Source organism: Paenibacillus sp. Soil766 (genome assembly GCF_001428105.1).
In the GTDB taxonomy this organism is placed as follows: domain Bacteria; phylum Bacillota; class Bacilli; order Paenibacillales; family NBRC-103111; genus Paenibacillus_E.
This window is the reverse complement of sequence record NZ_LMSJ01000012.1, coordinates 233699-248047: the sequence shown is the minus strand read 5'-3', so window position 1 is coordinate 248047 and position 14349 is coordinate 233699. Positions and strand designations below refer to the sequence as shown.

The 14349-nt window shown below is 46.1% G+C and carries 6 protein-coding genes; all 6 read right to left on the bottom strand.

Going from position 1 to position 14349, the window contains the following annotated elements; genetic code table 11:
- Window positions 1–94 precede the first annotated feature (94 nt).
- The 6 genes from ASG89_RS10425 to ASG89_RS10400 all read right to left on the bottom strand — a co-directional run bounded on the left by ASG89_RS10425 (window position 95) and on the right by ASG89_RS10400 (window position 14275).
- The gene (locus ASG89_RS10425; protein WP_057310515.1) at window positions 95–1723 is read right to left on the bottom strand and encodes a response regulator transcription factor; all 1629 of its coding nucleotides are present in this window, start codon (window positions 1721–1723) and stop codon (window positions 95–97) included.
- Window positions 1716–3506, bottom strand: coding sequence for a sensor histidine kinase (locus ASG89_RS10420; protein WP_057310514.1), 1791 nt, complete (start codon window positions 3504–3506; stop codon window positions 1716–1718). The genes ASG89_RS10425 and ASG89_RS10420 overlap by 8 nt, the downstream gene beginning before the upstream one ends.
- A 210-nt stretch (window positions 3507–3716) precedes the next feature.
- Window positions 3717–4745: a hypothetical protein gene (locus ASG89_RS10415; RefSeq protein WP_057310513.1), complete on the bottom strand. Its 1029-nt coding sequence runs from the start codon at window positions 4743–4745 to the stop codon at window positions 3717–3719.
- A gap of 74 nt (window positions 4746–4819) precedes the next feature.
- Window positions 4820–6301 carry a sulfatase-like hydrolase/transferase gene (locus ASG89_RS10410; protein WP_057310512.1) on the bottom strand — a complete coding sequence of 494 codons (1482 nt, stop codon included), beginning with the start codon at window positions 6299–6301 and terminating at the stop codon, window positions 4820–4822.
- 32 nt (window positions 6302–6333) lie between these two features.
- Window positions 6334–7770, bottom strand: coding sequence for a sulfatase (locus ASG89_RS10405; RefSeq protein WP_057310511.1), 1437 nt, complete (start codon window positions 7768–7770; stop codon window positions 6334–6336).
- A gap of 91 nt (window positions 7771–7861) precedes the next feature.
- Entirely contained in the window at window positions 7862–14275 is a 6414-nt protein-coding gene (locus ASG89_RS10400; RefSeq protein WP_057310510.1) for an Ig-like domain-containing protein, read from the bottom strand.
- Window positions 14276–14349 lie beyond the last annotated feature (74 nt).

Below are 14349 nucleotides of genomic sequence, written 5' to 3'. Positions count from 1 at the left end.
GGCCCCCACAACTTGCCCCAGCTTACCAGTCTGTCCATGACAGAAGCACCTGGCTGATGTTGCATGTTTGTGAATGCCGTTAGCTTACAGCTGCTTATCGCTGCAGCTTGCATTTTACAAATGTTTGTGGTGTAACACCTTCAATGTCCTTAAAAACTTTAAAAAAATAGTTATAGCTGCTAAAGCCTACGGATTCGTAGATGTGCTTGATCGACATGCCTTGCTCAAACAACTGCTTGCTCATGCTGACTCTGTACTGATTTACAAATTCTGTAAAGCTTTGAGCAACCTCATCTTTAAACAACCTGCCTAAATAAGACGGGGTAATGCCGATACTTTTAGCAACAAGCTCCAGAGAAATATTCTCGGCATAATGATTGCGGATATAGGTAATCGCTTGGTTGACATATGGCGTGTTTGCTCTCGTATCCTGGCGCATCATTTCATCTAACACGACATCATAGTAATCTGTCACCCATGTTCGCATACCGGCTACGGTCATGCATCTCTCAGCCTGCTCTCTCCATAAACCGGATGTATAGTTATTGCCAGGCTTCATGTCACCAAGTCCTCTATTACGCCATACTTTATGTGCGATCGTAAGCAGCTCTTTAAGCATATTCTGGATCGTTGCGGCATGTTGTATGCGTGAATCCTTCAGTGATGAAAATATATGTTGAACGATCGCATGAACCTGTGTTCGATTCTGAAGATTTAGTGCAGTAAGCAAATCACGTTCCTGATCCAGCTGAAGAAAAGTTGCCGGTTTTGCTTCTTCCAGCCCATCACCTGTTGTTTTAGTGCCGGTAAATTGCTGAAGTAAACGATCTTCCAGCAAGCGGGATGCGGCCAGGAATTGATTTCTGGCTTGCAATAGCTGATTCGCTGCAGCACTAGCGCCAAACACAATTCGAACATTTAGAAAATGGTGCATCGCTTTTTCCAGCCTCCGCAGCTCACTATCCAACTTTTGCGCAATCGCACCTTCGCTTCGGTGCTCGGGATAGCTTAAAAGCGCAGCAAAGCGGCCATCCTCCAAATAGAAGAATAATTGGTTCCCGTCTACATGACTTTGCCAATACAGGTCTCTAATAGATCGAATGTAGATTTGCTTCTCATCCTCTGTCAAAGACTCCGTAAGCACACTGAAATGCACGACCTGTAGAGTAACAATGATCACATTTTTTAACTCCATACCCAGATTGCGGGTAAGATGCTCTTCAACCAGCTGAACGTCGGAATTCCTGCCTAATAGAAGCTCGCGACTAAGTTCAATAGCTTTACGGTGATTCGTCAAATCCCAATTTCGCTCCAACTCCTCGTTCCGTTTCATGGCCGATGACCGATTGTCGAGTGTTGCTTTTGCTTTATTCAGAACCTCCAGCAAATTCTCGGCTTGAACTTCATGCTTCAGTAAATAATCAATAGCCCCGGATTTCAAGGATTCCCTTACAAAATCAAACGTATCGTAGCTGCTGAGCACAATAAATAAGATTGTCGGATCCTTCTCTTGCATCCATTTGCACAGCTCAACTCCACTCATGCCCGGCATATTCATATCCAGTAGTACAATATCTGGTTTGTTAGTCTCTATGAACAACATGGCTTCTGACCCATTCGTTACTTGTCCAGCAATCCGGAAGTCAAAGGCCAGCCATGGAATGAGCGTTACTAAATAATTGCGGGCCAGGATGTCATCGTCCACAATGAGTACTTTATACATAAGGGGTATCTCCTTCATTCAGCATAGGGATGGTTATGGTGACTGTCGTATAGAGTCCTATCTCACTCAGAATGTGAATACCATAGTGTTTACCAAACATCATACGTATACGCTCGTGAACATTGGCTATTCCAATTCCATTAAACGTATAGCCATTTTGACGCATTTCTCCACTTAATATGCGAAGGATTTGTTCATCTGACATCCCAGGACCGTTATCCGTCACTTCAATGACAATATCGTTCATCCCCTGTTTTTGGAGGCTGATTGTTAGAAGCCGTTCTGAATCTCCTGGTTTATATCCATGAATAATCGCATTCTCGACGATTGGCTGCAAGAGCAGCTTGACCGTTTTACACCGCAGCAGTTCAGGATCGACATGCCAGTCGACATCCATTTGATACATGTCTTTATATTGCTGGATTGTAATATAGCCGCGAATATAAGCGAGTTCTTCCTCGATCGTAACGTATTGGCGCGTATTACCTACAACACCGCGCAGCAATTGAATTAAGGATGTTGTAACCTCCTCAATATTCACCGCATTGCGTAATCGTGCTAAATATTTAATCGTGTTAAGTGTGTTATAGAGAAAATGCGGACTGATTTGAGCCTGCAGTGCGGTAAGCTCCGCTTCACGCTTCTGCTCTTCTCGCAGCTGAATCTGCTTCATCATTTCCTTCAGACGGGTAACCATGTGAATAAAGGTCTTATTCAGCTCACCGACTTCATCCTTCGAGGTAATATGAGACAGTGTAATCATATCGCCTTCTTCAACGCGTTTCATGGTCTTTTGTAAATTTCGGATATTTTTCGTAATCTGCCGGGCAATATTAACCGAGAGCAAGAGCACAAGGAAAAATACAAGAATCACCACTTCGATAATCTGATTGCGCAGCCGAATCGAGTCTTTCACAAGTGTGCTCTCCGGTACAATGCCGATCGTAGACCAGCCGGTATATGCAGACTTATAGTTGGCGACAATATACTTTTTCCCCTCTAACTCCATTACTGTACCTTGATCATTCCGTTCAGTTTGATAACCGACTGCCATCGCCGCTTCCCTTACTGGGTCGGGTTGATGCTCATCAACCGAACTGAACACAATGCCTCCCGACTTATCTGTTACGACAATTTCCATGCCGTCCAACGGTTGGATCTGATATGTTTTCATAAATAATTCAAAATCAATATCAATCATTACTACACCGATAGCTTCTTTATCTGACTTAATCAGTCTACCGATGGTAACGGTTTCATTCCACAAAAACCCGTCGCCTTTCTGCTTGAGCCATATCTTCGAGCCATCCGCAGCTTTAATTTGCTCAATCGCTTGATCCTGCAAGACGGATTTGCTCAGAATGGGATTGCCCTCATAAATGATTTTTCCGTTTAAACCCACAATAGAAATTCTGGAGATATAGGATTTGTAGGCTTTCAAAGACGAGAGGAATTGCTTGACAAGCTTTTGTTCCAGAAAAGCTTCATAGGAAAGCTCTTCCGAGGGACTCTTGATATACGGAACAACGATCTCTTGATTCGTAGCTGCAACGGAGCTCATCTGATCCATATCCTTAAATATCGTTTGGAGATGATCATCCGCTTGCTGCATAGAACTAAGTATAAATTGTGTTGCATTTTGCTTGATCGTATTGGTCAAACTGTGATAAATAATCGCACTGACCAGACTTAACGAAACCAATATGACAGTGGCAAAGCTTAAGAATACCTTAGCTTGGATGCTCTTTTTGTAAAAAAACAGCTTAAAAAATCGTGAATGCATACGTTGTCTCCCAAGCTTCAGAATGTACAGCTAATTTTCATTTTGTCATATGACTGCATTTTTAGACAAGCATCATTTCATGGAAATCCAAAAGCCATCTCTACAATAACTCCCCCTTCCGATAAATCACATGCGTAAAAAAGACACCAGCAGGAGGAATACGGACATAGTGCCCCCTTCCCGCAGTGTCTTAACATTTAAGTCCAGACTTTATTTTAAATAAACATTTGGAATATCCTTCAACCAGTCCGGCCATTCCTGGCGTTCTTCGAGCTCCAGCTCAGGATTGCCAGAGATCATTCTCGCATCATTCAGACTCCATACCGAGCCATCTTCATGGAAAATCCCATTCAACGTGCCTTTTATTCTTTGGGGCCGCAGATACGCCGCCTTCAGCATAAGTGACCAGAAGAAGAGGCCCAGCTGGGGATATTGCTCCAAAATAATAGCGTAAGGTGCATAATCTGGTTGCCATTCGTCATCAGCCAACGGGGTTTCTCCCCAGCCGTTAGAGACAGGACGCAGACGCTGCCATTCCGTCAGCCACACCGGCTTGCCCAGCAATTCGCCAAACTCGACCACTTTCGTTAGGCGCTCATGAATCCAATTCTCTGATTTCGGGAAATTCATATGATGCTGTAGAATATCAATTCCGAGGTCGACAAAATACATATTGTCTTCGATATCGATGCAGCCAATTGTCAGAGGCAGTGTGCCTTGTAGAGCCTTTGCCTCCTTAAACATTTCTCTGGCAAAGTGAAGTCGCATCTTCCCCCTCGGCTCATTCATAACCTCAATAGCCAACTGTCGGTAATCATCCTTGTATCGTTCCATGAACCAATGAACGAACCCAGCTGTTTCTCCATAGCGTGCGGGATTTTCATAAATATCCTTTGATGGCGAATGGACGCAAACGGCCGTTAACGGATCCTTGTTGGAGCAATTCTCAGCGGTAGGTTCAATGCCGACCTTCTCAAAAAGCACTGGCATAACGGCAAGCCCGTTCGCTGCCGCTGTCTGCAAGAAATGTTCATAGGCACTAGCCAACGACTCCCTATCCTCAAGCCAATACTCATAACTTAACCAGACTCGAAGCGCATTAAGATTCAAAACACGGGCATATGTCAAATCCCGCTCTACGGTTTCTTGTTCATATTCCTTCCACATCTGGTACGCATTATACGGCTTCGCAGGCAAATAAATAGCACCTCGAACGGATCTCTTAATACTTTCCTTCATATAAATCGAAACCTCCTTCAGTTATTCTAGTAGCATAGGATAAGCTATTTCAAACATCATCAATTGGAACTTAGTTACTTGTTCAAATAGTTTCTTGGATGCCGTTTTATCGGATAATAGGGAGAGTCCGTCAGCGTCGCCGTCTGTGTTCGGATTAACCACATCGACAATGTGCCTAACATTTCGCACTTTATATCCCTATGCTCGGAAGAGTCATACAGATTATTTAGCTCTAGCGGATCATGACTGACATTATACAGTTCACCTCTGCCATGCATGTCCATGTTCAGCTTCCATGCGTCTTTCCTAATCGTCCTCAGCCAGCCGGATTGGGTATAGCGATTCAGCTCATTAAACTCAGCTATACCATGAGTAACCGAGCCTACTGAATCCATATCCGCTGAACCTTCTCCCAGATGATAGAGTCCGCCATAACCATGCTCTGTCATTACGCTGGCGAATTCCTTCTTCGGATACGCTTCGCCATTCAGCAGCCCCCATAAGCTTCTGCCCTGCACCCCCATTGGAATTTCAGACTCCATCACCTCGCAGAGTGTCGGCATCACATCTGCGAGAGACACATGTGCGTCGTGAGCTGCTTCCCTTGCAGGAATTCCTGCACCATAGAATTGCATCGGAATGCGGCTTAAGATATCAGGAGCCTCGGGACCTTTCTTCATCAAGCCGTATTCTCCAACAAAATCGCCATGATCGGATAAGAACACGATAAGTGTATGATCGAGCATGTGATTTTCCTCTAAATGCAGGACCAAACGGCGAATTTGATCGTCAATAAGCCTCAACATGCCTAAATAATTAGATCGTGCTCTTGCGATTCTTTCCTCATGATCAGGAAGGAAATTCTCCATTTGCTCACCGTAAAAGACCCACTTTTCTCCCTTCCGGAGGCGATCTTCCTTGCTGGCGCCAAGCGGAGGGAGCTTCTCCGGAGGAAACATGGAATAATAAGGCTCTGGTGCTTGATACGGATTATGCGGCTCAGGGAAGCTCAGCCACAGGAGAAACGGTTGCTCGTTTAACGAATCGATCCATCTCTTCGCAGCGGAAACCGCGCGATAAGGCAGTTGACATTCAGGAGGAAAAGGAGTAGCTGTCATACTGACTTGAGACAGGGATTTCAGCCACTTATCGTAGCTCGCCTCCATATCCGTCTTCTCTTCTTGAAAGCCACCCCAATGCCCTTGTAGATAATGATAGTCGACAGCCTGATCGGGGATGAGCGGACTATGATTCTTCCCTATCAAAGCAGTAGCATATTGACTGTCTTTGGCGACAGCGAACAGATCCTTCTCATATTCAGCCAGTTTCAAGCAATCATTGCTGTTCACGCGATGAGAGCTTGGCCAGCGTCCAGTAATTAAGCTTGAGCGGGCTGGACCGCATACGGGCATCGTTGTATAAGCATGGTCAAACCAGCAGCCTTTTCTCGCCAACTCGTCTAGATAAGGGGTCGTATTCAATGAATATCCCTCAAGCGCTCTCAAATCAGCCCGCTGTTGATCTGTCATGATAACCACAATATTCTTCTTATTCACCAAAGTACCTCCTTTGTTCTTCTGTATGCTTGCTAGAAATTCGTTGTTCGCACAGGAAGTGGATCCGCAGTTTCTGCCATACGGTCGCACAGTCGCTGGTACAGCTCCAGTTTGACGGAAGTGTAGGCAGCATCGTTCCAAAGATTGACCGTCTCTCCCGGATCCTTACTTAGATCATACAACTCTCCCAATTTGTGACCATGACAGGCGACCAGTTTAAACGCTTGGGTGCGGATCATTGTTGCATAAGCAGGATCCTTCCTTCTCTGAGAATTGTAGAATTCGCAGTATACATCATCCCTGTGCTTGTCTTGTGTTACACTTCCCGTCAATAACGGCCATAGGGAACGGCCCTGCATTCCCGCGTAGATCGGCAGCCCAGCAGCATCCAGCAATGTGGGAGCAAGATCTACCAACTCTACCATGGCCTTTAACCTGCGAGCTTCAAGGACTTTCCCTGGCCAAGATATAAGAAGAGGAACTCTAACGGATGGATCATAGAAATGAGGGCCTTTCAGATAGATGCCATGATCGCCAAGCAACTCGCCATGATCGGACATGAATATGATCATGGTATTATCCAACTGACCACTGCGCTCCAGCGCTTCTATCATTCTACCGACTTGCTCATCAATAAGATCAACCATCGCCCAATACGCCGCCCGCAAATAAAGATGATCCCTCTCCGTCATTTCTGCAAATGGATAAAAATTCTTCTTCCCGTAAGCGGCTAACGAGTCTCTCTTCTGGAACTCAGGCTTACTGTCCAATTCGCCTTCCTTATAAGAAGGGCTTGGCAGAGACTCCAGTTGTTTAACGTATCTGGCTAAACGTTTTTCATCTGGTGTGAAGGCATGATGCGGATCATACATATTGACAGAATACAGCCATGGACGGTCGAAGGAAGCGCTTGTTTCAATAAAATTAATGGCCATCTCAGCACACCAAGTTGTCTGTTGATCCTCAGCATCCGGTCCAATTTGAACATATTTGCAATCTTCAATCGGCGATACGCCATAAATCTTCCCTCTGCTTTGCAGCCACTGGGTGTATTCATTTGTCTGCCAGTCCGGCATGGGATGATGGGACCATCGGAATTCGGAATAACCGTCGTTGATGCGTGCTTCCATGGAAGGAGCAATCGATGGATGACAAGCAGAAATATGCAGCTTGCCTGCCAAACCACAGGTGTAACCATTCTCAGCCAACAACCGCGTCACCAATACCTCCTCCGTAGAAATCGATTGACCGTTCTGTCTAATTTTAGTCGTTCTTGGATAACGGCCTGTCAGGAAACTGGCCCGGCTCGGCGAACAGACGGGACTCTGACAATAGCTTTGCTCAAACAAGGTCCCTTTCTCGGCCAACCGATCAATATTAGGCGTTTGGACATACGTATTACCATAACACCCTAACGTGTCGTAACGCTGCTGATCCGTGCAAATCCACAATATATTTGGTTTCTTCATTGCTCTCACTCCTTAGTTATTGGGGATATACCTATTAGGAGGAAGCCAAAGGCCATTCCCTTGAAAGGGAATGGCCACTGCCATTATGTCGTTATAGATACAATAGCTCTAACAATCTGCAAACCATGACAGCAGCTTCTTCTCTTGTTACAACATCTTCATGCCGTAATGTACGATCTTCATAGCCTAACATGATACTTGCGGACACAACCCGCTTCATCCCCTCTAACGCCCAGTTAGGAATCTGATAGGCATCTTGGAATGAGGTCAAATCAGTGTTTTCTTCCAGTTTTACAGCATTAAACTTTTCTAGTACTCTTCCGATCATAACCGCCATCTCAGCGCGCGTTATCGATCGATCGCCTTCGAAACGTGCATTGCCTTCACTGCCCACACCCGTTATAATGCCCATCTCTGCCGCAGTTTGCACAAAGGACTTCGCCCATTCAGGGATAACCTGGTTATCGGCAAAATTCGTCTTGGTTTCGGAAAGCTCCAAACCGAGCGCAGATACAAGAAGTTTGGCAAACTGAGCACGCGTTAGACTGTCCCTTCCGTGAAAGTTGCCGTCTGGAAAGCCAGAAATGGCATTCATCCCTTTAAGACGATTGATGCTTTCCGTTGCCCAAGGTTGGCTTTCATCCTTCAATTTCACGTCGTTATAGGCAAAAACTGCAAATTTCGTAAAGTGATTGATAGCGACACTAATAGTTCCATCTGGATTCATACTGCCTCCAACATAAATCCATTTCTTCTGCGTTTCATTGTAATAATAGACAGCAGGCTGCTGACCTTCTTTCAATTGCTTACTATCGAATGCAAGCGTTAGCTCCAGCTTCTTACTGAAACGATTGCCGCTCGTGTCGTTCAACACATAAGTTGAGCTGAGCTGCTGCTGGACGCCATTCGGAGGGCTTTCATTTTCACCTGCGATTGCAACGGTTATCGAGCTCTTCGAACCAACCGCTCCAGCAGGAACTATCAATTTCAGATGCCCCTTAAGTTCCAGATGTCCTTCTTCTAACGGATTAAGATCCATTTGCTTCGTTTCATTCTTAATGCCATTTTCCCCATCCACATTGCCCTGTGAATGCTCATTTCCTATCCCCGAATCATGCTGACCACTGCCGTCAGAAGGATCGTTATTCCCATCATCGCCCGAACCTTCTTCACCAGGTTGCGTGCCCACTTCCATGAATTGGCCCGAAACATCAAATCCAGTAAAGGAGTTATAGGTCGCCTGAACTTCGTCCGTATACAGTCCCATTTGCGCAGGCTGGCCGGCAAACGGGTCCGCTTCATTGAAGATCAGCTCATTGTTGACCCATACATATAGGCGTCCTTTAGAACGAACAGTTTTATAAAAGTTCTGTGCGCTTATCTCTTCTCGAACAACGAAAGAGAAAGGTCTGTTATTGTCAGACGGAACTCTAAGTCGCAGTTTATCCGTTGTGACACGCTCGGAGAAATCAGCAATGCTGTAAGCTCCCTTCCCCTTATCTTCATAAGAGAATTGTTCATTCACCCAGCCATCTGACCAACTGTCGAATCCGAAATTCGACGAGCTTGCGTCCGGCAGCTCAAAGTTCTGGTTAAGATAATCGAACGGTCCAGAGAACCATAGCATCTTAGCCATAGAGATCTCTGATTCACCTCGCAATTTGTATTCATATTCACTCTGTTTCGTACCTTCGTAATTCGAATGCCCATATATCGTCTCTCTTGCCGTAGGCGCTGTTGCTATGATTGTGCTCACGCCGTTAACGACGCTCGAAAGCTCATAGTTATGTGTTTCATAATTGGTAGATGCTATCACATAGTTTTGCGCATCTTTATACGTAAGTACCACGCCTGATTTACCCGAATCCGGCAAATGATCTGAATGGATATTAACGGACATCTCATTCTCAAGCAGCGGATCGCCTTTTACCGTGATAGCTTCCCCACCAACCGGTGACTGCAAGCCCTTCTCTGAAGTCGTCCAATCTGCATCCCAACCATTGAAATATGAGCCATATTCGCTCCATCCTTCTGTTACGGTCACATTGTCAATTCTTATGTTAGATCCATCACTAACCAATCCGATTTCCCCCTGCGAAGCAATAGCATCTAGCTCCAGAACCGGTTTGTCATCATTCAGGGTATAGTGATCTAGCTGAGCGAATACCTTCGATCCATTCTTGTATATTTTCAGCGTATGGAACTGTTCGCCGTAATCTGCCGTTCTTGCATCGTCATGATGGAACTGGAATGTAGCGGGCAACTCGTAGCTTAATGTGTTCAGTACGCCATTTATGCGGTATGGAATAAGGAGTTGATGATCATTTCGGTCAATCATAACCTTCACATCGTTATCCTCATCCTTATGCCAAACGGTAATCCCGGCTTGCCCCTTATCACCAAAATCATTATCGTCAAAGCGAATATTCGATTCGAAGAAGAAATTTCCTAGGGCCGCATCTTTAATCAAAAGCTCTCTTGTTTCGCTCGGTGCTTGAATGCGAAGCGATGTTTCATCGAATGTCACATCAGACTGCAAGCCACTATACTGACTCAGACTGTCCGCTGTGTCAAAACGATCTTGGAAGGTTGGCGCCCAAGCGTCGGGATGCAAGCCTGGTGTAGCCTCAGATGTCGGACCATCGGCAACCATTTCTTGGTCCCAGAAGTAGAGGCGATCCTTGCCTTGACCATTATCATTGTTCCAGAAGGCTTTATACGTAATCCAGGTTTCAAATCCATTCGGCCCTTTGATTACATTTGGCTGAGACGGTCCTACAATATCCGGCTCAATCGCGCTTCCCTTCGTATCATAAAGCCCGAAATCCAAATGATACGCCGTCAGATCTGGTCCGCCGAGACGGCTGATTTCTATGGAAATGACATTCGTCCCAACATGAAGCATTGCGCTTGGAACTTCGGTCATGATGTAAGCACGTTGCTGACCACCGAAGGATACCAACTCTTGACCATTCACGTAGACTTTTCCGTAGCCTTCCAAGCGGTAACGCAATGCCGTTTTTTCTGGCACTTGATTAAGCTCAATTGTTCTTCTCGCCCACATTGTAGAAGGACCGCTCGGGTTGCCCCAAATTTTACTATTATCCGTCTCGCTGTTGTTGTATACGCTTGGAATTTTCGTCCTGTTAACTTCTGGCCAGCCGAATCCGCCTTCGCCGGTTTTCCACGTTGAATCATCATAACCAGAAGCTGCCCAGCCCGATTCAGGTTGCGAGAAGGTATAGGCGTATGGCTGTGAACCATGCTCTGCTGTTGGAAGCAGCACGTTATATTTCAGTATGAGCTGCTCTACATTGCGAGCAAGCAGCTTGCCTGGATATTTGTCTACATTCGTAATTTCGTCATAGTTGGTTGCTTGAGCAACGCCCGTTTCATACAGACCTGTCTCCGGATAGAATTGGTTCCCTACATATAGCATGTAATATTCGCCGTTGTGGTAAGCCAACTCTGGTCCTTCGAAATTGTAGAAATTCATGTTCCCCCAATGGCCCGGCTGCGTATGAACCGTCTCTGTCGCAGGACTTCTTCCCGGATTGCCCATCTCGTTGAAGAAAGATTGTACTTTCCATACCCAGGCGCCCGCTCTCTTCGGTTTGTCAGCGCCTGTATTCGGATCAGGCTCATCCGGGTTAACTTTGCGAAGATAGATGAGATCTCCGTTGGCTCCAACGAACATTTGCGGATCGATCCCCAGATCGAATCTAGTGTCCCAGAAGCTGTGTTGAAAGTCTGGCGTATCGTTCATCGTACTTGGATCGCCGTTGATCAGCGCCGTCCCATTAAATGCGTAGAACATGACGCCATTATGGAACAACAGGTCTGAAGCTCCATACCGACTATATAACGGGTCCGCACTTGACGCGGGCGGCAAGGTTGCGGGGTCGTCTGAGATCAGTTCATACGGACTTTCCCAATGAACCATATCCTTCGATCGGTACACATTGCCGTTCGTTCCAGTGCCCATCAAATAATAATAGCCATTATATTGTTCGATGGTCCCATCATATACGGTCATTTTCTGCCCCTGATTAGGACCCGAATCTACGGTCATTAAATTCCCTACTTCCTTGATAGCAAACAAATTGACCGTTACTTCACAAGTTGCGATAAAGCCGCCATCCTCTGTCATGGCACTCATGCTTGCTACACCTGGCGCGATCGCAGTCACCCTGCCTTGCTCATCCACAGTCGCGACCGCTTTATTACTCGAGGACCAGATCACTTTCTGATTCGTCGCCTCGGCCGGTTCGACAGCCGCTATAAGCAGCTTCTTCATCCCGGGAGATAAGGTTATGCTGGAATGATTCATGTTAACACCTGTAACATGGATGGGCTCTACAGTTACTGTGCTGGATGCCGTAAAGCCTCCATCTTCCGTCGTAACCGTAATAACAGCAGTTCCTACCTGCAGAGCTATGATGTGTCCCGTTCCATCCACCGTCACTACCTCGGGGTTACTCGTTGTCCAGACAACATTTTGATTAGATGCATAGGAAGGCGTGATGACTCCTGTTAACGTATGCGTGTCATTCACCTTCAAGCTGAGATTGGTTTCATCCAGTGAGATCCTCTCCACTGCCGATTGCTCGACGGTAATGACACAGGACGCTATGTAGTTGCCGTCCTCTGTCTGCGCCGTGATCGTTGCAATTCCTTCCCCGACTGCTTCTACGGCAGCACCCGGGTAGACATTCGATGTAACAGTCGCAACAGCTTCGTCACTCGAGGACCATAGAATAGTCTTGTTCGTAGCATAGCTTGGCGCAATGATTGCCTGAAGCTCAAGTACATCTCCAACCGCCAGCGTTTCGTTCCCTTTATTCAGGCTGACTCCGCTAACAGCAACTGGACCCACGATTGGCGATACTGCTGCCGAATAAAGCTTCACATCATCGATCATCCCATTGAACCATGCGCCCCCTCCTTTGCCGCCGAAAGCATCGACTGCAAATCGAGCGCCAATTGCCGCTTGATTAGGCGAAGCTCCGATTGTTAGGTATGTCGCAGTATCAGACTGAACAAGCGATCCATCCAGATAAAGCTTAAACAACCCATTGTCGAAGGATACCGTGACATGATGCCAGGCAGCTGTATCCGTAAAATTAGTTGAAAGTGTATGTCTTTCTTTCCCATTGACGACAGCCGCTTCAAGCTTATTTGCGTTCAATTGAATGGCAAGTCCTGCTGTATCGCCACCACGCTCGAATAATACCTGTTGGGGATGATCCGTAACATTCGCTTTGAACCAAAGCCCCGCCGTAAATTGCGAAAATGTCGAAGAATCACCTATCATGAAATCAGAGCCCACCTTATTAAGCTGAATGATGTTGTCCGTTCCGTTAAAAGAGAACGCTCCATTCACCAAACCATTCCCGACATAAGTTCCAATTGCTTTTACAGAATCATTGTCGTACCCGCTAGAATCCTTGGCGAACTGGACATCTTCATTATTCTTATATGCACTATCCAGCTTATACCAGGCAACTAGTCCTTCATCGCCAAGGGCTACAATAGATGGTATCACGGTTATGTCACAAGTAGCTGTGAAATTACCGTCCTCTGAAGTTACAGTTATGGTTGCGTTCCCAGATGACATCGCTTCTATCACTGCTTTATCCCCATTAACTGATGAAATACTCACTACTGCATGATCGCTCGAGGTCCACATCAAATTTCTGTTTGTTGTGAATAATGGTTCCAATGCAGCCGACAGCTCATAGGTAGAATGAACACCAAGCGTTAATTTGCTCTTATTCAAACTTACTCCCGTTGCATGAATCACCGGCGTAGTTGCGACGCTATAGAGACGAACATCGTCAATCATTCCATTGAACCATGCGCCCCCTCCTTTGCCGCCGAACGCATCGACGGCATTTCTCGCACCGATTGCCCCTGCATTAAGCGCGCTAGACACCTGCGGATAGGGAGCAGTCAACGAATCGACAAGCACACCATCCAGATATAGCTTGAATTGCCCCTTATCAAAGGATACATGCACCTGATGCCAAGCATTCGTGTCTGTAAAATCTGTTGAAAGCTTTTGCATGAGATTTGTATTTGCAACAGCCGCTTCCAACTTGTTGTCAGCTATTTGAATGGCAAATCCCGCTGTATCCCCGCCGCGTTCGTACAGAACTTGCCTTTTTACGGTATCATTCGCCTTGAACCAGAGAGAGGCTGAATGCTCGGTGAACGAATCCTTAAGGAAAGTCGTACCCGATCCTGATTCATTCAATTTCACAATATCATTTTCTCCGTTAAAGGAGAGTGCGCCTCCATAAACGCCGGAATCCGCAATCCATGTTCCACTCGTACCCACAGCATGTTGACCATTGCCAGAAGAGTCTTCCGCATTCGGCGTATCGAGCTTATACCAGGCTAGCATGTTCGGCATAACCAACTCGGTGGCAGTCGCGCGCGTTCCTCCAAATGGCGTAATTATGAAGGTTAGTATGAGAAAGAGCAATAACATTCTTTTAACCATATATCTGTATCCCCTTTATATGATTTTATGATTTGAACCGATCCATCAACGTTCGAATTTCCTTTGTTGGTCGA

What these genes read in the sequence shown, in the direction of transcription:
- ASG89_RS10425 (WP_057310515.1), bottom strand. Translation starts at nt 1,723, where the DNA reads ATGTATAAAGTACTCATTGTGGACGATGACATCCTGGCCCGCAATTAT.
- ASG89_RS10420 (WP_057310514.1), bottom strand. Translation starts at nt 3,506, where the DNA reads ATGCATTCACGATTTTTTAAGCTGTTTTTTTACAAAAAGAGCATCCAA.
- ASG89_RS10415 (WP_057310513.1), bottom strand. Translation starts at nt 4,745, where the DNA reads ATGAAGGAAAGTATTAAGAGATCCGTTCGAGGTGCTATTTATTTGCCT.
- ASG89_RS10405 (WP_057310511.1), bottom strand. Translation starts at nt 7,770, where the DNA reads ATGAAGAAACCAAATATATTGTGGATTTGCACGGATCAGCAGCGTTAC.
- ASG89_RS10400 (WP_057310510.1), bottom strand. Translation starts at nt 14,275, where the DNA reads ATGGTTAAAAGAATGTTATTGCTCTTTCTCATACTAACCTTCATAATT.